This window comes from Streptomyces sp. NPDC020597 (assembly GCF_044335095.1).
Taxonomy (GTDB): domain Bacteria; phylum Actinomycetota; class Actinomycetes; order Streptomycetales; family Streptomycetaceae; genus Streptomyces.
Map to the genome: position 1 here is coordinate 1 of NZ_JBIRUL010000006.1, position 20,083 is coordinate 20,083.

Consider the following 20,083-nt stretch of genomic DNA (forward strand, 5'->3'; position numbering starts at 1 on the left):
GTGTCCTGCGTTCCGCCACCCTGTGGCCGCACCTTCGACGGAGGGATCAGCGGCTTCGCGATCTCCCACAGCCCGTCCGGAACAATCCAACTCCAGGTTCCCCGCCCCATGCCGAGTTCAACGACGCCTCACCACATAGGACACCGTCTAAGTAGAGGGTCAGGATCCTTTTTTCTCAGGTCGCAGGGCTGAGGGTGAAGAGGGCCCGGCCTGTTCAGCACAAGCGGGCAGTTCCGCCCAGGCGTCGGGCCCTGGAGCACTCCCCCGAGCGGCGGTGGCCGTCGGCCCCCGGAAGCCCAGGACGAGGGGACTGCTGCTCAGCGCAGTCCGAGTGGCCACGAAAGATGATCGCAGCCAGGAGCTCTCGGCCCCGCGCCCCGCAAGATCCACGACCGTGAATTGCCGAACATGCCACGCGAGGTGTCTCCTCAGGCGAGAAGACGTTGCAGGAACGGGCTCGGATTGCCGTGCCAGAAGATGTCGAGACTGTCCCGTGCCCGGGTCGCCGCTACGAAAAGCAGGGAACGCGCCCGCTGTTCCTCCCTGCGGTAGCGGGCAGGGTCCGCCTGGCGGAGCTGGTTGACCTGCTCGCGAGGGACCAGGCCGTCGCTGACCCTGGCGATGATCATGCGCTGGTACTCCAGCCCTTTGAAACGGAACATGGTCCCGATGTGGATCCCGGGCTCGCCCCGGGCACCGTCGGCGCCGATCTCCAAGGCTCGGATGCCGTGTTCCCCCAACGTGCTTCCCAGTTCGCTCGCCATGCGGTTGGTGGGGACACAGATGGCGATCTGCTCGTGCGCGATCCGTTCGTCCGGATCGGCGTCCCAGGCCAGGATGTGCGCGGCGATCGCCTCACGTTCCGACTGCCAGTCCGAGGACGGGTGCATGCCGGGCGTACCGCCGCTGAGCACGGAACGGTACCCGGCGAGCGTCTCCGAACTGCCGTCGAGGTCGTCGTAGGTCTCCTCGCCGAGTACCTCCAGTGCGGAGCGCAGGATCTGTCGCGTCGGGTCCGGCCGGTGAAAGACGGCGAATCGGGTGGATGACAAGCTAGCCGATCAGGCCGACCGACAGGCCGGAACCTCCTGGCCGAACCCGTGGAACGCCCACGTCACCTGTTGTCGAGCTCCAGCGTCACCGGGGCGGCGAGCAGCTGGTCTGCCAGCGGCCAGATACTCAGAGCCAACGATGCGAGATGGGCGCCTCGTGCGCTGATGCGATGCTCGTTCCAGGCAGAGGCCCAACCGTTGATCTCGGCGGTCGGCGGCGGATTGAGCAGTGTGCCGTGGGTGAGTCGAAGGAGGCTGTGCTCGCCGAGCCACTTCCGTTTGTCGTCCCAGGCCATGTTGCCCAGCGCGGGATTCAGGCGGGCTGTGACCAGGGTCAGGTTGCCGAGGGTGTGAACCAGTTCGTCGCGGTCGGCGCCCTCGGAGGGATCGTCTTCGAGGGGAGGCCAGTTGTCGCGCCAGCTCTGCGGCATGACGTGCTCAATGGTCAGCTTCGCCCCGAGCTGCTCGCCGACAGGGACGGTGAGCTGCTCGGTGTGGTCCGTACGCAGCTCGTCCTCCAGCGCTTCGAGGAGGATGCGGACGCGGTGGCGGTAGAGGCGGGTGTAGATGGGGTCTTGTTCCAGTGCGGTACGGAACTCCGTGTCCGTGGGCCACTGGCGGTGATGGCCCTGCATGGCTGAGAGCGCCTTGATGATCACCTCGTCCGCGTGCTCGGGCTGTCGGGACGCGGCTGTGACGAGGTCACGGAAGACGTTGTTGTAGTCGCGGCTGCTCAGGTTGAGGATCGCCCGGCGGACGAGGTAGCTGTCGATCGCCCGGATGGCACGGTGCCGCCGCTCCGCCGGCAGTACGGCGTCGTCGAGGCCGTACAGGAAAAGGAGCAGGGGCATCGGGGTGGAGGTCTGCATGACCTTCATCCGGTAGAGGAAACGGCCCTCGACGCCGTGCAATGGGTGCTGGTCGATCCGGTCGTAGATCTCGGCATACCGCGCGAGTTCGGCGAAGACGTCCTCGCTGGGAGCGCTGGCCGATGTCAGCCAGTGCTCGAACTCCTTGAACAGAGAGGAAGCGGTGAACTCGCGCCCTGTGCGCATCGTGAGCCAGTAGGTCAGGAAGACGTCGAGACGGCTGCGTGTGATGCGGCCGGTCGTCTGCTCGGTGCGCCACTCGTCCTGGTCGAAAGGTGCCCAGTATGCCTTGTAGAGCCGGTCGACATCCGCTCCGGATTGTTCGGCGTTGCGGAACAGCAGGTTCTTGATCAGATCCGCATGTTCCAGAGGCGTACCGCGGCTGTTGAGTGTCTCGAAGACGACCTGCGCGTCGTCGTGCTCCTCCAGGTCGATGATGACCAGACGCAGTTGCTCTCGCATCGTCTGTACGAGCGTTCCGAGGCGTTCGTGCGGCTCAGGACATTCCGCCAGCCATGCGTCGATCTCCTGCTGAAAGTAGGCGACAGCCCCAGCGAGACGGCCGTCTCCTCCTTCTCCGAGCATCACGGAGCGGAACTCGTTGCGGTCGGCGTTGGTGGGCCACACTTTGTAGCGATGGTCCGGATGCCGGCCGCTGTCGAACAGGTCCTCGTCGTTCTCCAGGAACTTGCTCAGCAGTCGCACCGACCTCTCGTGGTCGAGTACCGTCGCCGACAGCCGGGCCGCGAACAGAAACAGCTGAAGTGTCGTCAGCCGCTGCTGGCCGTCGATGACCTGCCGGGTCTCCAGGTTCGACGATAGGTAGGGCGTCTCGTCGAAGACCACCGCGCCCAGAAAATGCGGCGCCACCGTGTCACCGGTCTGCGCGGCCCGTTCGGCCCGCTCGACGGTGCGGCGAATGTCCTCCCACAGGGCTGCCCAATTGTCGTCCCTGGTCCATACGTACGGCCGCTGGAACAGGGGCACCGTGTACCGGATATCCCTGCCGAAGATGCGCCGCAGATCGACGGTGTCCGCTCTCATGGCCCCCCACATCACTCGCGTCCTACGTCACGGTATCGATCTTCGGGCCCGGTCTCAGGCCGTCGGGGGCTTTTCCTTGGAAAGTCCGTCAAGCGCCGGCTGTGGCCAGGTGGCTGCGCAGTACAGTCGCGATCTCCGCGGCGTCGCCCGTCGACGGGACCGCCCAGGGTGTCTCGTCACCGTTCTCCATCACGAAGCTGCTCAGGAATCGCACACTCGCCGGGGACGGAACGTACGAGTCGCGGAGCCAGTGGGCGAACAAGGCGGCCGTGTCGGCGGTCACGTCGATGATGCTGACGTGGGCGTAGTCCAGAGTCGGCATGGCGGCCGTACCCGTCACGAAGACCTCCGGCGCCACCTCGATCTCGAAGTCCAGGACAGGCACATCGCGGAGACCGGAGGTGTTCGTCTCCAGGAAGGCATCGGGGAAAGCCCGCTCCAGCGCATCCCTGAACGTATCCAGGCTCGCCTGCCATGCGGCTGGAGTGTCCTCGGGGGGTGCGAAGACGAAGTTCGACCGCAAGGTGTGCTCGACTGTCACAGAAGTCCTTCACTCTCAGGGCACGTACCGCGCGGACCCGGTGACGCCGTTCATGGCGATCATCGACTCCCAGTAGGCCGCGTTGTCCTTGCCGTTGGTCACGATCTCAAGGCCGCGGATCTCCGAGTTCGCCGGGTTGGCCATCGCGCTCTTGTACCGGCGCAGCTCCGACTCGTCACTCCGGTACATGCCGTCGATCAGCGGGTCCCACTTCGGCTTCCCTTGGTCATCCACCTTCACGGGCTTGGCGAGTGTCTCGTTGACGCGCTCGATACTGCGAAAGCTGCGCTTCGCGCAGTCCGGGTCGCGGACGTGTTTCGCCTCGACGAGGTAGCCGTCGACGGGGCGTATCCCGTCCACCATGAGCCCCTGTTTGCGACCGGCCAGCGGCACCTCGCGCTCCGGGTATCCGGACACGCGCAGTTGATAGGCGTTGTCGGGGTTCGTGGGGCCGCCGCCGCCGGCGAAGCCCCCCGTGTTGAGAGAGTTCAGCCAGGTACGGAATGGTGGCTGCTCTCCCGGTGTGAGCAGACGGGTCGTGCCGGGCGCCGGAAAGATGGGGTCCTGCCCGGGGATGGAGGGGTCGACCCTGTTTATCGCGGGAAGGATGGCCGGCGCCTGGCCGTGGAAGGAGGCGACGACCAGCGGCACGGGTACGGGAACAGGCACCGGAAGAAGGGGCGGCACGGGAAGTCCGGGAGGCGCATCCGACCCCTGGGGGAGTTTGACTCGCTTCTCGGAAGAGTCCAGGGCATGGGCGACGTCGCCGAGCTGGTGGATCCAGGGATCGCCGAGCACCGCGTCGAGGAGCCCTCCGTCGTCGCCGTTACCGCCGAACATCGGCTGGTCCCACGGCATCTCGACGTGGAAAGGGTCCAGATCGTTCTGGGTGATCTTCCGCTTCGCCGCCTCGACGTGATCCGCGTACCGGTCACAGGCCTTGGCGAGCTGGTTGCACGCCGCCACGAGGTTGGCGACCAACGTCTCGTCAGGCTGGGCGCGCTCGGGTGGTTCCGCGAAGCCGACGAACCCTCGGAAGTAGGCGCGGAACGCGTCCGCGGCCTCCCCGGAATGAGCCTGGTCGGCCGTGTGTGCGTACGCCTGGGCGTCTTCCAGGAAGCGCACCATCATCTTCCCGCCCGCGCGCCAGGACGCGGCGACGTCCCGCAGTTTCTCCGGCGAGCCGCGGAAGCGGTCGCTCATGCCGGCTGGGGCGTACTGGTCGTACCAAGCGGTGTCGCCGACGGCTTCCGGCAGCTCCTGCCCCAGCCCGAGGAAACTCTCGGTGCAGTCTGCTCCGGGGTCGCCCATGCCGGCGGTCAGGTCCACCTGTTTGTTCAGAATCGAGGAGGCGATCCGACTCTCGCGTGCCATGAACTCGCGGGCGTTACGCATCAGGCCCTTGCCGGTCTCGCCCATCACGTAGGCGCTGAAGCCCATCTTGTCGAGCGTGGTGGAGGCGGCCGACTTGTACACGGCGGCGAACGCCCGCCCGGCGTCGTCGTCCCCGGCCATGCCGCGCTGCCGGTCGAGTTCGTGGAAGAGGGCGACAGTGGTGTCCCGCGTCCCTACCATGACCGTGCCCACCATTCCCATGGACGCCTTGATCATGCCCTCGGCCATGACCTTCAGGTCCAGCGGCAGTCCCACGCTCATCTCCGTCCGGTCCGGTGAACAGGCCCGTGAACACGAGCAACTGACCACCAGTTCTATCGCACGGATGTGCCTTCTGATGCGCGGCCCCTTGTGGTGCGCGACCAACCTGACGACGGACCGCGTCGTTCAGGAAACCGTCGCCTCCATGTACTGGCGACGCGGTGGAACGTGCCGTCGCGCTTTCAGTACGACGGCTGCATCGGAAGTCGCCGGGCCGGCCTGTGACCGGCCTCTAACCGCCCACGACCCACCGTGCCCCCGCGACCGTGCTCAGCAGCAGGGACGGGAGTAGCCACCACCAAGGCAGGGCTCTGCGCGCCGACGGCGACAGCCACAGGGCCGCGGCGGTTCCGGCTGCCGCGATGGTGAGGACGCAGGCCAGGACGATTCCGGCGTACGCGTCGTCGTCCCAGGGGCCGGACGGCGTGATGGTCAGCGCGGTCCAGCAGAAGTACGCGGCGACGAGGGTGAGCAGGGTGAGGGGGACGGCGAGGACCAGACGAAGGCAGCCGCGGTCGCCGTCCGCGGGGGAATGGGTGGTCATCAGTGCAGTGCGTTCCTTGCGTCGTTCAGATCGTTCGCGAACCCGCGCCCGTAGGCCTGGGCGTTGTCGGTCTGTTGTACCGCGCGGCAAGGCCTTGATGCCGTCCCGGGGGCGACCGCTGACCACCAACGGAACAGGCCCCCGGCAGGACGGCAGCTCAGGTTCTAGCGATCGTCGCAACACCCCAGTTCAAGGGGTGCGATGTTCGAGATCCGGCGGACCCGGACGGTGGCTCAGGGCCGCAGGAAGCTGACCCGTGAGCGGGAGGAATACTTCCGGCTCGTGCAGCAAGGCGAGTTACGCGGAGGCGGCCAAGGCCGTTGGCATCAACCTCCGTACGGGAAAGCGATGGCGCAACGGCCGGAACCCCTCCGGCGGCAGAAGGCGGCAGCACCGGCCAGACCGGTTCTGCCGCCTTCTGGTGCGTCCCGGTACCTGCGGGAAGCCGACCCGATCTACATAGCCGACCGGCTCCTTGAGAAGGCGACGATTCGCGCGATCGCCGCCCAGCTCAACGGCCGACCACGCAAAACGCTCGGCTGGGAAACCCCAGCCGAGCGTCTGCATAAACTGCTCGCCGTCTGACACAACCGATCATGTGTTGCGACGATCCCTGGAAACCGCCCAGTCCGGCGAGGGCCTGAACCAAAGAGGACGAGTCCCGGTGTCTGGTGTCCGGGTTCGGTCAGTCAGGACAGGGGAGTCTTGCCGGCGGTCTCCTGTGCCTCGGTCCTGCCCGACAGGCGTGCGCGTACCACCGCGAAGAGCACCACGCCCGCGGCCACCGCCGTCGACAGGACCACCTGGTCGCGGCCGCCGCCGTCGGCCGTGTCGGTGAGCATGTAGCCGAGGACGAAGGTGATCAGGGCGATGGTCGCCCAGGTCAGGTAGGGGTAGAGCCACATCCGGACGACCAGCTTCTCCGGGGACTCCCGCTCGATGATCTTCCGCATCCGCAGCTGGGAGAAGCAGATCACCAGCCAGACGAACAGGGCGATCGCGCCGGAGGAGTTGAGCAGGAACTGGAAGACCGTGTCGGGCCAGAGGTAGTTGAAGGCGACGGCGACGAAGCCGAAGACCACCGAGGCGAGGATGGCCGCGCGGGGCACGCCGCGGCCCGTGGTCTGTCCGAAGGCGGCCGGGGCGTCGCTTCGGCGTCCCAGCGAGAAGGCCATGCGCGAGGCGGTGTACAGGCCCGAGTTGAGGCAGGACAGCACCGACGTCAGCACGATGGTGTTCATGATCTGCGCGGCGTGCGGGATGCCGATGGAGCTCAGGGCGGCGACGTACGAGCCGTCCTTGAGGATCGCCGGGTCGTCCCAGCGCAGCAGTGACACCACGATCAGGATCGAGCCCAGGTAGAACACCGCGATCCGCCAGATCACGCTGTTGGTGGCCTTGGTGACGGCGGCTCGCGGGTCGGCGGTCTCGCCCGCGGCCAGGGTGACGATCTCGCTGCCCATGAAGGAGAAGACGACCATCAGGACGCCGGTGAGGATCGCGCCGGGGCCGTTGGGGAGGAAGCCGCCGTGTGCGGTGAGGTTGGAGAAGCCGCTCGCCGGGTGGTCCGAGCCGGGCAGCAGCCCGAAGATCGCCAGGCCGCCGAGCGCGATGAACGCGGCGATGGCGACGACCTTGATGCCGGCGAACCAGAACTCGAACTCGCCGTAGGAGCTGACCGAGACCAGGTTGGTGGCCGTCAGGACGATCATGACGATCAGGGCCCAGCCCCACTGCGGCACCGCGGGGACCCAGCCGGCCAGGATCTTCGCCCCGGCCGTCGCCTCGACGGCGAGCACCACGACCCAGAAGAACCAGTACAGCCAGCCGATGGTGAAGCCGGCCCAGCGGCCCAGCGCGCGGTCCGCGTAGGCCGAGAACGAGCCGGAGGTGGGGTTCGCGGCGGCCATCTCGCCGAGCATGCGCATCACGAGGACGACGAGGACGCCGACGAGCGCGTACGAGATGAGGATGCCGGGGCCGGCGGCGGCGATGCCGGAGCCGGAGCCGACGAACAGGCCGGCGCCGATGACACCGCCGATCGCGATCATCGACAGGTGGCGGTTCTTGAGTCCGGCCTGAAGGCCGCCGGAGCCGCCGGAGTCCGGACCGCCGGACTCGGCGGGAGGGGTTTTGGGGACGGTTGTGGTCATCTCGACATCCATGGGGAGGGTACGGACAGGGAGGACGGACCAGGAGCGTCTGGAAATTAGTTCAGTACGATCGAAAAACACAAGACTTGTTTAACTGTTCACCTTGCTCTATTTTTCGTGCAGCGCGGAACCCTCTCTTCCGGGAGCCCTCTGTGGACCACACCGTGACCCCGCTCGCCAGGCCGTTAAGGTGGCGCCGTGGTGAATGCACCGGGCAAGTTCGGCCCCTACAGCGGCTGGGACACACGCGTCCTGGCCGGCCGGGGCCCCACAGGAGCGGAGCTCGTCCGGTCCCGGATCGCCCTGCGGGTGCGGCTGAGGTCCGTCTCGCCGGGGGACCGGCTGCCGGACGCGGGGGTCCTCGCCGAGGAGCTCGGGATCAGTGAGATCACCGTGCGCCGCGCACTGGAGGTCATGTGCCAGGACGGCCTGCTCGACCGCCGTCGGGGCCGGGCCGGAGGCACCTTCGTCGCGGCCGAGTGGGACGCGGTCGTCGCCGTGATGTACGACGCCGACGAGGCGGCCGCGCTGGACTCCTTCCATCTGCTGCTCGAGTGCGGGCTCGTCGCGCACACCGTGGGCGAGCTGCCCGACGGCCGGCTCGACGGGCTGCGGGCGCTGGTCGAGGAGATGGACGCGCCCGGCGACCCGGCCCGGCTGCTCGAACTGGAGACCCGCTTCCACCTCGACCTCGCCGAGACGCTCGGCGGCGCCGGGATCAGGGAGTTCGCCGCCGACCTGCTCGGCAAGCAGTGCCTGCTGGGGCCCGCGCCGGACCCCGCGGTCGTACGGGCCCGCAACCGCTGCCACCTGGACCTGCTCGACGAACTCGGCCGCGGCGCGATGGACCCGGCGGTACGAGCCGTGAAGGCACACCGGCACGCCGAACCGCACTGACCGCACAGAGCCGAACCGAACCGACCTCTCGGAAGGGAGTTGCCGCCATGACCGAGTCCGGATCAGCCGGGCCGTCGCCGACGTCGGGCCCCGCCGACGGCACGCCCCAGCGGCTGCGCGGCGGCGTCCTCGGCATGGCGGACATCGCCGCGGCCACGATGGCCAACGTCGGCCCGGCCATGAGCTTCTTCTTCGGCTTCGCCTTCCTCGCCACCACGGCGGGCGTGGCCTCCCCGCTGACCATCATGGCGGCGGGCGCGGCGGTCGCCCTGTTCGGCAACACGCTGGCCGAGTTCTCCCGGGCGCACCCCTCGGCGGGCAGCTTCACCACCTTCGTGGGCAAGACCTTCGGGCCGGTCAGCGCCGTGACCACGGCGCTGCTCGCCGGACTCGGCTACATCATCGCGATGGCCTCCGTCATCGCGATCTCCGGCGGGTTCATGCAGATCACCCTGAACCACTACACCGGCGTCGACCTGCCGTGGATCATCTGGACGGTGCTGCTGACCGGCCTGTCGGTGGTGCTGATGCTGCGCGGGATCGTGGTCTCCACCAAGTGGGCCGGCTACTTCTTCGTCGTCGAGATGCTCGTCCTGGTCGTCGTCTCGGTCGCCGCGCTCGTCGAGCACCGCGGCGACCTCTCCGCCGCCCCGTTCCTGCCCTCCCACCTCACCCACGGCGTCAAGGGGCTCGCGGCGGGCTTCCCGCTGGCGGTGTACCTGTTCATCGGCTGGGAGAACTCGGCGGCGCTGGCCGAGGAGACGGAGAACCCGCGGCGCAACGTCGGCCGCGCCGTGTTCTCGTCCGTCGCGATCATGACGGTGAGCTACATCCTCTTCGCCTACGCCACCGTCACCGGCTTCGGCTACGACGTCCAGCGGCTCGGGGACTCCCGCATCCCCTTCATCGACGTCGCCCAGCACACGCTCGGGGCGCTCGCCGTCCTCGCCTACGTCGGCGGCCTGACCTCCACCCTCGGCGCGCTGATCGCCGGCATCAACTCCCAGTCCAGGCTGGTGTTCAACGCGGGGCGCGAGGGGTTGCTCCCGTCCTTCTTCGGTTACGTGCACCCCACGCGCCGCACACCGAACAACGCGATCGTCACCTTCGCCGCGACCGCGCTGCTGATCATCGTCGGCTGGGGTCTGGGGCATGTGCTCGGGGCCGAAGGCGGTCAGATGAACCCGGTGGTGTTCTTCGCCGAGTCGTCGACCCTGGGCGCCATCCTGATCCTGCTGGTCTACCTCGCGTCCAACATCGCGCTGCCGCTGTACTACCGCAGGTACCGTCCGCAGGAGTTCCGGATCGTGCGGCACGTGGTGCTGCCCGCGGCGGGCGCCCTCGCCGTGCTGGTCCCGCTGTACTACCTCGCCAAGCCGGGACAGCCCGCCCCGTACAGCTGGTTCCCGTACGCGGCGCTGGCCACCCTCGTCGCGGCCGTCTGCTACGCGACGCTCCTGGTCCGGCGCGACCCGGGCCTGGCCGACCGGGTGGGCTCGGTCGTCGCCGACGAGGAGTGAGCGCCGCGTCGACGGCCGCCCCCTGCCCCCTCGTCCGGTCCGGCGGGAGGGTGAGGGGTGCCCCCGGTCACGACACCGCCGCCTCCTTGTACTGCCCGAGGTAGTGGAACGCGCCGCCCGCGACCTCGTAGAGGAACATCGCGTCGTCGTTGTAGCCGTGCGACGGGCGGTAGGCGACGGTACGGGTGATCCCGGTGTGCTTGACCTCTTGCAGGCGGTGGGCGATCGCGACGCGCTCCCGCAGGGCTGCGCCGTCCTGCGCGCAGGACGCCGCCAGGAACATCACGGCGTCGTAGGCCTCGGCCGCGTACCAGCCCGGGGCGGCGCCGAACCGGGTGCGGTAGGCGGCGGAGAAGGCGCGGGCGGACGGGCGGATGGTGGGGTCGGTGAACGAGGTCGCGAAGACCCAGCCGGCCGCGGCCGCCCCGGCGGCGGCGAGGAATCCGGGGCCGAAGGCCTGTTCCGTCGCCATGCGGGCGCCGGTGAACCCGGCCGCCTTCAGGGCGGAGGCCAGTCCCGCGGTCCGTGCCGCGTCGCCCGTGCACACGACCGCGTCCGCCCCCGCGGCCAGCACCGACGCGGCCAGCGCCTTGTAGTCGATCCTCCCGGCGGGGACGCTGGTCAGCGTTGCCTGCCGGCGCGCGCTCCGCAGTCCCTTCTGGGTCAGGTCGCACAACTTCCAGGCGGTGTCGCCCTGCGCCCGGTCGTCCACCAGGAACACCTTGCGCGCGTCGACGTGGTTGCTGAGGTAGCGGACGCAGGGGGCGGCGAGGAGCGTCCTTTCGACGTGCAGCGCCGCGTGGGAGCGGAACTGGCTGTAGCCGATCGACCTGCCGTCGAGACCGACGTCCACCGAGACGGTGACCACCGGCATCGTCGCCTTGGTGTACGCGGCCTCGGTGCTCAGGAAGCACGCGTCACTGGTGGGCCCCAGAACCGCGAGGACGCCGGCGTCCTTCACCAGCCGCCCGGCCAGGCTCGCGGCCCGGGTCGGGTCGCCGCCGTCGTCGTACGGGACCAGCTTCAGGCGAAGGGGACGGACGCTCTGGGCGTTGACCTGCTCGACGGCCAGCCGGGCCCCGTTGAGCTGGGCGTTCCCGCTGTCCTTCGCGGGTCCGGTCAGGTCGCCCTGGAACGCGACGACCAGTTCGGGACGCGGGCGCGCCACAGGCGGCGTCGGCGTACCGCGGCGGGTGCTCCACCACCAGGCTCCACCGCCACCGGCCGCCAGGACCCCGGCCGTCGATCCGAGGCGCAGGAAGCTGCGACGGCGGATTCCGGGCGCGACGGACGGTGCTGTCCTGACGGCTGTCATCGTCGCGGCGTCCGGGGACACCGTGCTCGCCGGCGCGGACACCTGGGTCGGCTCGACGGCGTCGAGGGCGAGCACGGCGGCGGACCGGTCGCTGATCAGGCGGGCGACCGGCTCGGGCAGCCACCCCGCCTTCCCGCCCGGGCCGGGTCCGACGCCCGCCTCGAGTTCCGCTCGCAGGCGGGCGAGGTCGGGGCGGTCGGCCGGGTCCTTGTGCAGGCAGGATGTCAGCAGGGGCGCCAGGGCGTCCGGGAACGCGGCCGGGTCCGGCTCCTCGTAGACCGTGCGCAGCAGCACGCCCGCCGCCCCGCCGTCGCCGAAGGGCCGCACCCCGGTCGCGGCGAACGCGAGCACGCACGCCAGTGAGAACACGTCGCTGGGCGGGCCGATCTCCCCGCCGCGCGCCCTTGCCTGCTCGGGCGAGAGGAAGCCGGGCGAGCCGACGATGACGCCGCTGGAGGTGAGCGCCGTGGCCTCGGGGGCGCGGGCGATGCCGAAGTCGATGAGCCGCGGCCCGTCCGGGGCCAGCAGCACGTTGCCCGGCTTCACGTCACGGTGCACGAGCCCCGCCGCGTGGACCGCTTCGAGGGCTTCGGCGAGCCGGATCCCCAGGACCCGCACGGAGGCGACGGACAGCGGCCCGAAGACCTCCACCGTCTCGGAGAGCGACGGGCCCGGCACGTACGACGTCGCCAGCCACGGCGTCTCCGCGTCGGCGTCGGCGTCCAGCAGCGGCACCACCCAGGGGCTGTGCACCTGCCGGGCGGCCTGCGCCTCGCGGCGGAACCGGGCCCGGAAGCCGGGCTCCTCCGCGTATGCGGCACGCACCGTCTTGACCGCGGCGACCGCCCCGCCCGGTGCGCGGGCCAGGAAGACGACGCCCATGCCGCCGACGCCCAGCCGTCGCAACAGTCGGTAGCGGCCGAGCCGGGACGGGTCGCCGGTGCGCAGCGGCTCCATCAGACGGTGAGCGGCGCGGGGCCGTCGTACACGAAGCCGCCCTTCTCGACCCGCCAGAGGAAGCCGCCGGTGCCGTCGATGGCCATCAGGCCGGACCTGGCCAACTGGGGGGTGGTCAGATCGAAGCCGAACTGCTTGGTGATGCCCTGGTACTTCCCCGTCAGCACGGCTTCATGGAGGTTCTCCCGGGTGCGGCTCTTCGCCGGCAGCCCGGACAGGGCCTTCAGCAGCATCCCGGTCACGTCGTAGGACTCCGCCGCGTACCGGGGCGGCGCCTCCTTGAAGCGCGTGCGGTAGGCGGTCGCGAACTTCGCCGCCTCGGGCTTGCGGGTCGCGTCGATGACCGGAGCCACCATCGCCCAGCCCTCGGCGTCCTGCTGAGCCGCGGTCAGGAACCGGGCGTCGAGCAGCGCCGGGCCGGACACCCGCGCTCCCTGGAAGGACCGTTGCCGCAAAGCCGCGGCGATCAGTGCCCCCCTGTCGGGCAGTCCGGCGAAGAACACGGAGTCGGCGCCGGCCGAGAGCACCGCGTCCACCACGTTGCCGAAGTCGTCGCGCATCGCGCTGACCACCTCCGGCACGGCGGGCAGCTGTGCGTTGTTGAGCTGCGTGCTGAGGGACGTGGCGAGGTCCGTCCCGTAGTTACCGGCCGGACGGTCGACGACGAGGCCGACCTTGCGTGAACGGCCGGTGCCGCGAAGGTAGTTGCTCATGTACAGGGCGAGCACCGAGTCGGGCAGCCGACCGAGCAGGAACGAGCTGAAACCCTGGATGACGAGGCTCATGCTGCCAGGGGACACGGCGACGGCAGGCAGCCCCCGGGCGGCGTACTTCCCGAGCGCCGCCTGCGCCGTGGCGTCGGTGGTGGGACCGACCACGGCGAGGACCGACGGGTCGGCCGCGAGTTCCGCGGCGAGCCGGGTCGAGGTCGCCGGGTCGCCCTTGTCGTCGACGGCCCTGACCTTCACGGTGAAGGGGGCGTCGCCGCGCGCGTTGAACTCCGCGACGGCCAACCGCAGTCCGCGCTCCTGCGCCCGGCCCGTCGCCTGCTGCGGGCCGCTGAGGTCGCCGTGCAGCGCGAAGGTGTGCACGGGTCGCCGTGCGGCGGCGGGCGTGGCGCTCTTCGCGTCGTCGTCCCGGGTGGCCGCCCACCAGGCGGTGCCGCCCGCGCCCGCCGCGACCGCCACGGCTGTACCGGCGAGCAGCAGGAAGCGGCGTCGGCCGGGCGGGCGGGCGTCCTGCGGCCCGGGCGTCGAGACCGTCCTGTCGCCGGTGACCTGGCCGGGGGGTGTGTCCTGCACGTCGGCGGCGGGGTCCGGCAGGCCTTCCGGCGCCTCGCCGGACCGTGCCGGGGAGGACGCTGTGACCTGGGTGTGCTCGATGTCCGGCAGCGCGAGCGCGGCGGCCGACCGCTCGGCGATCAGCCTGGTGACCGGCTCGGGCAGCCATCCCGAAGCCCGCTCGTCCTCCGGCTCGTCCTGCGGCTCGGGCTTCCGCTCTCCCTGCGGCGCCCTTTGCAGGGCGATCCGCGGGTCGCTCGGGGGTCCACCCTGCGGGTCGCCGTCGGAGTCGTCCCGGGGGTCGCCGTCGGAGTCGTCCCGCGGGTCACCGGGCGGCCCGTCCTGCGGTTCGCTTCCGGTCGTCAGCCGGCGCACCAGCTCCGCGGCGTCCGGACGCCGGGCCGGGTCCTTCTCCAGGCAGGCTTCCACCACTTCGCGCAGCGCCGCCGGGATCCCGTCCAGGTCCGCCGGGTCGTGCGCCGCCCGGTACAGCAGGGCGTCCACCGCTCCGGTGCCGAACGGCGCACGGCCGGTCGCCGCGAACGCCAGGACGCAGCCGAGGGAGAACACGTCGCTCGCCGGGCCGATGTCGTCGCCACCGGGGCCCGTGGCCTGCTCGGGCGAGAGATAGCCGGGGGTGCCGACGACCAGGCCGGTCGCGGTGAGCGCCGTGTCCTCCGGCGCGCGGGCGATGCCGAAGTCGATGAGACGGGGTCCGTCGTGGGCGATCAGCACATTGCCCGGCTTCAGGTCCCGGTGCACCAGTCCCGCCCGGTGCACCTCGCCCAGCGCCTCGGCCAGCCGCGCGCCGAGCAGCCGCACCCCGGCCTCCGACAGCGGACCGTACCCGGACACTGCCTCGCCCAGCGACGGACCCGGCACGAACGCCGTCGCCAGCCAGGGCGCCTCGGCGTCCGCGTCGGCGTCCACCAGCGGCACCGCCCAGGGGCTGTCGACCCGCCGGGCGACCTCCACCTCGCGGCGGAACCGCTCCTTGAAGCCCGGTTCCTCGGCGTACTCGGCGAGCAGGACCTTCAGCGCCACCAGCGCGCCGCCCGGCGTGCGCGCCAGGTACACCACGCCCATGCCGCCGGCGCCGAGCCGGCCGAGCAGACGGTGGTCCGCGATGTGCGCGGGGTCGGAAGAACGCAGCGGTTCCATCAGCTCTTCCCTCCGAGCTCGGACTCCACGCGGCTGAGCATCGTGGTGGTGCCGTGCGACGCGTACTGCACCAACTCGTCGGGCTTGTATCCCGTGGCGCCCATCACCGACACAGCCACGGTGACCGTGCCGAGCCGGGTGACGAACCAGCGGTACGTCTGCGCGCTCGCTCCCGTGACGTAGGAGCCGATTTCGACCACCTGGTCGTCGGAGTAGGTGTTGCTGCCCTGGCCGTAGGGGCTGGCGTTCGACAGGAGCCCGGATATCTGCTCGTCGGTGCGGACCTGCTGCACCGGGCAGCGCAACGGCTCTTCCAGGGTGGTGGACAACTGCTGGTCGGCGTCGCGGACCGTGGCGTGCACGGTGATCGCCGCGGTCACCTTCAACGTTCCCTTGCCGCCGGCGCCCGGCAGTTCGCTGTAGCGGGACAGCGAGGCCAGGACGGTCTTCGGGAGAGGCCGACGCTGCCAGCGGCACTGCGTGTCCAGCACGGCGACCGTGCGGGGGGTGCTCGCGGCGGGCTGCTGAGCCCGGAAGCCGTCGCCCCAGGCCTGCGGCTGCAACACGACCGCCTGCGCCAGTCGCTCGGCCTGACGCCCCGTCCGGGGCACCTTGGCGGGGTCCGCCGCGAACGGGGTCGGCGTGGCCGCACTCCCGCCCGCCGAGGAGGCGGACGCGGTGGCAGAGGGCGAACCGGACACGGCCGGCGCCGAGGGGCTCGGTTCGGCCGCCTTGCCGTCCCCGGAGCCGCAGCCCGCGAGCAATGCCGCGGCCGCGGCCGCCGACGCCGTGGCTCTCAGCCAAGTCGACCTGCGTCTGCCCGTGTTGTCGTCCATGCCCGCCCCTCCGCCTGAGCGCCCCCGCTTCGCGTGCGGTGATCGTACAGAGGTACGCGATACGCGGGCGGGCGGTTCCGTGAACGGAGTCCGGCCTTGGTAACGGGCTCGCCCGTGACGGCGGCGGAGAGCCGACAGAAGGCGCGACGCCTCCGTGGTCACGCCGGCCGGTCGCCCGCGCCGCCGAGGGACCGTTCCGCCACTCGCGCCAGATGAGCCGCGAACACCGCCGGGGCCTCCGGCGTCAGGGTGCGCAGCGCGACCAGCGCAGTGATGATCACGTCGCACAGCTCACCCTGGACGTCGTCCCAGGTGTGGGTGACGCCCTTGCGCCGGTTCTGCCCGGTCGCGCCGATGACCGCCTCGGCGACCTCGCCGACCTCCTCCGACAGCTTCAGCACGCGCAGCAGCAGCCCGTCGAGGCCGTCGTGCACGCGCCCGGCGTCCAGCCAGGCACGGAGGGCGTCGACGGTGGCCCAGAGTTCGGCGGCTTCGCCGGTATGCGAGGGCGGGGAGGCGGGATCCCGCCGGGGCGCGGGTCCGGGCTGGGGGCGGGGCGGCGGCTCGGTGCTCATGGGCGCAGCCTCTCAGGCCGTGGCCGTGGCCGTGGCCGTGCCGTTGCCCACGTCTGAGCGCTGCCGCTGCCGGTGCCGCTGCCGGTGCCGGTACCAGTGCCAGTACCGATGCCGGTGTCGTGGCAGATGCACCTTTCCGGACAGGGCGCTACTCCTCGAACAGCGCCTCCTGCTCGCCCTCCTCCCGCTTGCGCAGCCGCTGGTTGCGCAGGCCCACGACGACCGCGGTGACCGCCGCCGTCACGCCGAGCGCCGCCGGGACCATCCAGCTGCGGTCGACGGTGTGCCCGAGGGCGTGGTCGAGGGAGAGGCGGCCCGGGCCGGTGACGGCGAGGCCCGCGGCGGCCAGGCCCAGGGAGGCGGCGTGCTCGTAGCCGCCGCTCGTCGCGAAGAAGCCGTTGGGGGTATGGACGGCGGACGCACCGGCCATCGCGCCCGCGGCCGCAGCGCCGGCCGCCGGGGTGGCGAGGCCCAGCGCCAGCAGCGTGCCGCCGCCGGCCTCCGCGAGGCCCGCCGCGGTGGCGCTCGCCTTGCCGGGCGCGTAGCCGACGGACTCCATGAACTGGCCGGTCCCTTCCAGGCCGTGTCCGCCGAACCAGCCGAACAGCTTCTGCGCGCCGTGCGCCGCCAGGACTCCGCCGGTGCCCAGCCGGAGCAGCAGCAGGCCGAGGTCACGTCGCTCGTAACAGGTCACGGTGTCTCCCTGAGGGGGAAGCGGGAACAACGACAGGAACACCCCCACGCGTTTCCACCGTCGCACCTCTCACACCCGTCCGGCCCGTCCTGCACGCCGTTCGGGTGGCGGGGCCCGGACCCCGGGTGGCGGGGCCCGGACCGCGGTGTGAGTGTGGCCCGTATGGCGATTCAGATCGACAGACTCAGCGACCCGGCGGTCCGGGCTTTCGTCGCCGCCGTCAACGCCCATGACGAGGAGGCCTTCCGCCGCCTCCTCACGCCCGACGCGACCATGTCGGACGACGGCTCCGACCGCGACCTCGGTGAGTGGGTGGACCGGGAGATCTTCTCCTCGCACGGGCACCTGGACGTCACCAGGGAGTCGGACGGCGGCCGCGCTCTCGTCGCCGACTACCGCAACGACACCTGGGGCGAGATGCGGACCCGGTGGAGCTTCGTCGTCGCGGACGACGGCCGCATCTCCCGGTTCGAGACCGGCCAGGCGTAGCAGGCGCGGGACGCGGGAACTCCGCGTCCCCCGGGCGAAGGAGCGTGTGGGGACTCGGGGTGCGTGGGGGGCCGAGAATGCGTGTACGGTCCCGCAGTGCACGCATTCTCGGGCCCCTCCCCGCACCAGCCTCCGCAGCACCAGCCCTCGCAGCGGTCCCCGCACAAGCCTGCGCACCAGCCGTCAGCCCCGCCGTCGGCCGCGCCCTTCTCCCGGCGTTCCCTGCTGGCGGCAGCGGCTGCCGCGCCCCTCGCAGCCGCGCCGATCCTCGCCGCGCCGGCAGCCGCGGCGACGCGCGGTGTGGTCGGCGGGGCCCGGCTGGCCGCAGGCGGCGTCCAGGCCGGCGCGGGGGCCGCCGCACTGCCGAGGAAGCTGACGGCCCGCGCCTGGCTGGTCGCCGACCACGACAGCGGCGAGGTGCTCGCCGCGTACCGCGCGCACCTGCGTCTCGCACCCGCGTCCACGCTGAAGATGCTGTTCGCGGACACCCTGCTGGACCGGTTCCCGCGCACCGAGCGGCGCACCGTGACCGACGCGGACCTGGCCGGCGTCCCGTCCGGCTCCAGCCTCGTCGGCCTCCGGGCCGGCGTCACGTACACCGTCGAACAGCTGTGGCTGGGCGTCTTCCTGCGCTCGGGCAACGACGCCGTGCAGGTGCTCGCCCGGATGAACGGCGGGGTCGCGAAGACGGTCGCCGAGATGCAGGCGAGGGCGGCCGACCTCCAGGCGCTGGACACCCACGTCGTCAGCCCCGACGGGTACGACCAGCCGGGCCAGTTGTCCTCCGCCTACGACCTCGCCCTGTTCGCCCGGCACGGCCTGCGCGACGCCGGCTTCCGCGCCTACTGCGCCACCAGGACCGCCCGCTTCCCGGACGAAGGCGGGCGGACCCGCGTGATCGAGAACACCGACCGGCTGCTGTCGGGCTCCTCCGGGGTGACGCCGTACCCGGGTCTGATCGGCGTGAAGAACGGCTTCACCAGCAACGCGGGCAACACCTTCGCCGGCGCCGCGACCCGGGCCGGCCGCACGCTGATCGTCACCGTGCTGCATCCCGAGAGCGGCCACAACGCCGTCTACGAGGAGACGGCCGCACTGCTCGACTGGGGCTTCGCACAGGGGAGTTCGGCGCGGCCCGTGGGGACGCTCGTCGAGGCGTCGAGCGAGGGCGGGAAGAAGGCGACGGCCGCGGCGGCACCGCCGTATCCAGGGGTGCGGCAGGCCTCGTCGGCGGGCGGCGGGCCGAACGGGTGGGGGATGCTCGGCGGGGCCGGAGGAGCGGTGGCGCTCGCGGTGGGCGGGGCCTACGCCCTGCGCAGACGCCGCACCCGGCAGGCCGCGCAGGACAGTTGACGGTGTGGCAGCCGTCCCACGGCACCGGTGCGTACCTCGCGGTCCCGGCGAGGTCCACCCCCACCCGGTGCCATGGGACGGCTGCCCTCCCCCCTCGGGATGGCTCGTCGGTCCTTCGGTCCTTCGGTCCTTCTGCCCTGCGGTCCTTCGGCGCGGAATCCTCGTGCACCAAGTGTGAAGTTTCCGTGCAGAAGAGTTGAGCATAGGTCCGCCACCGGCCGCAATGGTGCGGACCGAGGAATTCCGATTGTGCAGGTTGAGGAGTTGACGATCCGTGGGGCGGCGTCCGGCGCCGCTCAGCCCCGTCCCACGTAGGGCATCGCCGTCGCGAGCACCGTCGCGAACTGCACGTTGGCCTCCAGCGGCAGCTCCGCCATGTGCCGCACCGTGCGGGCCACGTCGGCGACGTCCATCACCGGCTCGGGCGCGATCTCGCCGTTCGCCTGCAACGCGCCCGTCCCCATCCGCGCCGTCATCTCCGTCGCCGCGTTGCCGATGTCGATCTGCCCGACGGCGATGCCGTACGCCCGGCCGTCCAGCGAGAGGGACTTCGTCAGGCCGGTGAGGGCGTGCTTGGTCGCCGTGTAGGGCGCGGACAGCGGACGCGGCGTGTGCGCCGAGACCGAGCCGTTGTTGATGATCCGGCCGCCCTGCGGGCGCTGCTCCTTCATCTGCCGGTACGCCGCCTGCGCGCACAGGAACGCCCCGTTGAGGTTGGTGTCCACGACGTGCCGCCAGGCCTCGTAGGGCAGGTCCTCGAACGGCACACCGCCCGGGCCGAACGTGCCCGCGTTGTTGAACAGCAGGTCCAGCCGCCCGAACCGCTCGCGCACGGCGGCGAAGAGGTCGGTCACGTCCTGCGGGCGTGAGACGTCCGTCCGCACCGCGAGACTCGTGCCCTGCGGCGTCAGCGCGGCCGTCTCCTCCAGGGCTTCGGCCCGCCGTCCCGCCAGCGCCACCGACCAGCCCGCCCGCAGCAGTTCGCCGGCCACCGCCCGCCCGATGCCGGAGCCGGCGCCGGTCACCACCGCGATCCTCGTGTTCTTCCCGTCCATGGCCCCGCAGCGTACGGGAGAAGACGGCAGGGAGACCGACGGGAGACGCCCCCCGCCGGTGGCCCGGAAGAACGGCCCGGCCCCGGCTCCCC

The 20,083-nt window shown here is 71.1% G+C and carries 16 protein-coding genes and 2 pseudogenes; 5 read left to right on the top strand and 13 right to left on the bottom strand.

Features of this window, described 5'->3' with window-relative positions:
* From ACH4ZA_RS12530 to ACH4ZA_RS12555, 6 genes and pseudogenes are all read right to left on the bottom strand, one after another.
* Positions 1-110, bottom strand: a pseudogene (locus ACH4ZA_RS12530) (IS5/IS1182 family transposase); the annotation flags it as partial.
* Between the two features lie 318 nt (positions 111-428).
* Positions 429-1,010 (bottom strand): annotated as a pseudogene (locus ACH4ZA_RS12535) (3'-5' exonuclease); the annotation flags it as partial.
* A 104-nt stretch (positions 1,011-1,114) separates the two neighbouring features.
* Positions 1,115-2,965: a DUF262 domain-containing protein gene (locus ACH4ZA_RS12540; RefSeq protein WP_398429304.1), complete on the bottom strand. Its 1,851-nt coding sequence runs from the start codon at positions 2,963-2,965 to the stop codon at positions 1,115-1,117.
* An 88-nt stretch (positions 2,966-3,053) separates the two neighbouring features.
* The gene (locus tag ACH4ZA_RS12545) at positions 3,054-3,506 is read right to left on the bottom strand and encodes a hypothetical protein (protein ID WP_398429305.1); all 453 of its coding nucleotides are present in this window, start codon (positions 3,504-3,506) and stop codon (positions 3,054-3,056) included.
* Between the two features lie 15 nt (positions 3,507-3,521).
* On the bottom strand, positions 3,522-5,162 hold the full coding sequence (locus ACH4ZA_RS12550) for a restriction endonuclease fold toxin-2 domain-containing protein (RefSeq protein ID WP_398429307.1): 1,641 nt from the start codon (positions 5,160-5,162) through the stop codon (positions 3,522-3,524).
* Between the two features lie 232 nt (positions 5,163-5,394).
* On the bottom strand, positions 5,395-5,706 hold the full coding sequence (locus ACH4ZA_RS12555; protein ID WP_334492662.1) for a hypothetical protein: 312 nt from the start codon (positions 5,704-5,706) through the stop codon (positions 5,395-5,397).
* Positions 5,707-5,907: 201 nt separating this feature from the next.
* Here ACH4ZA_RS12555 and ACH4ZA_RS12560 point away from each other — a divergent pair, with 201 nt between their 5' ends.
* Positions 5,908-6,291, top strand: coding sequence for a hypothetical protein (locus ACH4ZA_RS12560; protein ID WP_398429526.1), 384 nt, complete (start codon positions 5,908-5,910; stop codon positions 6,289-6,291).
* Between the two features lie 104 nt (positions 6,292-6,395).
* On the opposite strand, the gene ACH4ZA_RS12565 is transcribed toward ACH4ZA_RS12560, so the two are convergent.
* Complete coding sequence (locus ACH4ZA_RS12565) at positions 6,396-7,859, bottom strand: amino acid permease (RefSeq protein WP_334492660.1); 1,464 nt, start codon at positions 7,857-7,859, stop codon at positions 6,396-6,398.
* Between the two features lie 198 nt (positions 7,860-8,057).
* On the opposite strand from ACH4ZA_RS12565, the gene ACH4ZA_RS12570 reads away from it, so the two are divergent.
* Positions 8,058-8,756 (top strand): FadR/GntR family transcriptional regulator, encoded by a 699-nt coding sequence (locus tag ACH4ZA_RS12570; RefSeq protein WP_398429310.1) that lies wholly within the window; start codon positions 8,058-8,060, stop codon positions 8,754-8,756.
* Between the two features lie 47 nt (positions 8,757-8,803).
* A complete protein-coding gene (locus tag ACH4ZA_RS12575) occupies positions 8,804-10,276 on the top strand; it encodes an APC family permease (protein WP_398429311.1) in 1,473 nt (490 codons plus the stop codon).
* 67 nt (positions 10,277-10,343) lie between these two features.
* On the opposite strand, the gene ACH4ZA_RS12580 is transcribed toward ACH4ZA_RS12575, so the two are convergent.
* The 5 genes from ACH4ZA_RS12580 to ACH4ZA_RS12600 form a co-directional block, all read right to left on the bottom strand.
* Positions 10,344-12,548 carry a bifunctional serine/threonine-protein kinase/ABC transporter substrate-binding protein gene (locus ACH4ZA_RS12580; protein ID WP_398429312.1) on the bottom strand — a complete coding sequence of 735 codons (2,205 nt, stop codon included), beginning with the start codon at positions 12,546-12,548 and terminating at the stop codon, positions 10,344-10,346.
* Complete coding sequence (locus ACH4ZA_RS12585) at positions 12,548-14,989, bottom strand: bifunctional serine/threonine-protein kinase/ABC transporter substrate-binding protein (protein WP_398429313.1); 2,442 nt, start codon at positions 14,987-14,989, stop codon at positions 12,548-12,550. The genes ACH4ZA_RS12580 and ACH4ZA_RS12585 overlap by 1 nt, the downstream gene beginning before the upstream one ends.
* Positions 14,989-15,825: a hypothetical protein gene (locus ACH4ZA_RS12590; RefSeq protein WP_398429314.1), complete on the bottom strand. Its 837-nt coding sequence runs from the start codon at positions 15,823-15,825 to the stop codon at positions 14,989-14,991. Before ACH4ZA_RS12590 ends, ACH4ZA_RS12585 begins: the two co-directional genes overlap by 1 nt.
* A 158-nt stretch (positions 15,826-15,983) precedes the next feature.
* On the bottom strand, positions 15,984-16,400 hold the full coding sequence (locus tag ACH4ZA_RS12595) for a MazG-like family protein (RefSeq protein WP_398429316.1): 417 nt from the start codon (positions 16,398-16,400) through the stop codon (positions 15,984-15,986).
* Between the two features lie 148 nt (positions 16,401-16,548).
* A complete protein-coding gene (locus ACH4ZA_RS12600; protein ID WP_057583229.1) occupies positions 16,549-17,094 on the bottom strand; it encodes a DoxX family membrane protein in 546 nt (181 codons plus the stop codon).
* 162 nt (positions 17,095-17,256) lie between these two features.
* Between ACH4ZA_RS12600 and ACH4ZA_RS12605 the strand changes: the two genes are divergently transcribed.
* Both ACH4ZA_RS12605 and ACH4ZA_RS12610 read left to right on the top strand, forming a co-directional pair.
* Positions 17,257-17,583 carry a nuclear transport factor 2 family protein gene (locus tag ACH4ZA_RS12605; RefSeq protein ID WP_334454986.1) on the top strand — a complete coding sequence of 109 codons (327 nt, stop codon included), beginning with the start codon at positions 17,257-17,259 and terminating at the stop codon, positions 17,581-17,583.
* Positions 17,584-17,679: 96 nt separating this feature from the next.
* Positions 17,680-18,936 (top strand): D-alanyl-D-alanine carboxypeptidase family protein, encoded by a 1,257-nt coding sequence (locus ACH4ZA_RS12610; RefSeq protein WP_398429318.1) that lies wholly within the window; start codon positions 17,680-17,682, stop codon positions 18,934-18,936.
* 296 nt (positions 18,937-19,232) lie between these two features.
* Here ACH4ZA_RS12610 and ACH4ZA_RS12615 read toward each other — a convergent pair whose 3' ends face one another.
* The gene (locus ACH4ZA_RS12615; RefSeq protein WP_057583231.1) at positions 19,233-19,991 is read right to left on the bottom strand and encodes an SDR family oxidoreductase; all 759 of its coding nucleotides are present in this window, start codon (positions 19,989-19,991) and stop codon (positions 19,233-19,235) included.
* Between the last annotated feature and the right edge of the window lie 92 nt (positions 19,992-20,083).

Excerpts from the sequence above, each read along its gene's own strand:
- ACH4ZA_RS12575 (WP_398429311.1), top strand. The coding sequence starts at position 8,804 with ATGACCGAGTCCGGATCAGCCGGGCCGTCGCCGACGTCGGGCCCCGCC.
- ACH4ZA_RS12615 (WP_057583231.1), bottom strand. The coding sequence starts at position 19,991 with ATGGACGGGAAGAACACGAGGATCGCGGTGGTGACCGGCGCCGGCTCC.
- ACH4ZA_RS12590 (WP_398429314.1), bottom strand. The coding sequence starts at position 15,825 with ATGGACGACAACACGGGCAGACGCAGGTCGACTTGGCTGAGAGCCACG.
- ACH4ZA_RS12560 (WP_398429526.1), top strand. The coding sequence starts at position 5,908 with ATGTTCGAGATCCGGCGGACCCGGACGGTGGCTCAGGGCCGCAGGAAG.
- ACH4ZA_RS12605 (WP_334454986.1), top strand. The coding sequence starts at position 17,257 with ATGGCGATTCAGATCGACAGACTCAGCGACCCGGCGGTCCGGGCTTTC.
- ACH4ZA_RS12565 (WP_334492660.1), bottom strand. The coding sequence starts at position 7,859 with ATGACCACAACCGTCCCCAAAACCCCTCCCGCCGAGTCCGGCGGTCCG.
- ACH4ZA_RS12580 (WP_398429312.1), bottom strand. The coding sequence starts at position 12,548 with ATGGAGCCGCTGCGCACCGGCGACCCGTCCCGGCTCGGCCGCTACCGA.
- ACH4ZA_RS12540 (WP_398429304.1), bottom strand. The coding sequence starts at position 2,965 with ATGAGAGCGGACACCGTCGATCTGCGGCGCATCTTCGGCAGGGATATC.
- ACH4ZA_RS12555 (WP_334492662.1), bottom strand. The coding sequence starts at position 5,706 with ATGACCACCCATTCCCCCGCGGACGGCGACCGCGGCTGCCTTCGTCTG.
- ACH4ZA_RS12595 (WP_398429316.1), bottom strand. The coding sequence starts at position 16,400 with ATGAGCACCGAGCCGCCGCCCCGCCCCCAGCCCGGACCCGCGCCCCGG.
- ACH4ZA_RS12550 (WP_398429307.1), bottom strand. The coding sequence starts at position 5,162 with ATGAGCGTGGGACTGCCGCTGGACCTGAAGGTCATGGCCGAGGGCATG.
- ACH4ZA_RS12585 (WP_398429313.1), bottom strand. The coding sequence starts at position 14,989 with ATGGAACCGCTGCGTTCTTCCGACCCCGCGCACATCGCGGACCACCGT.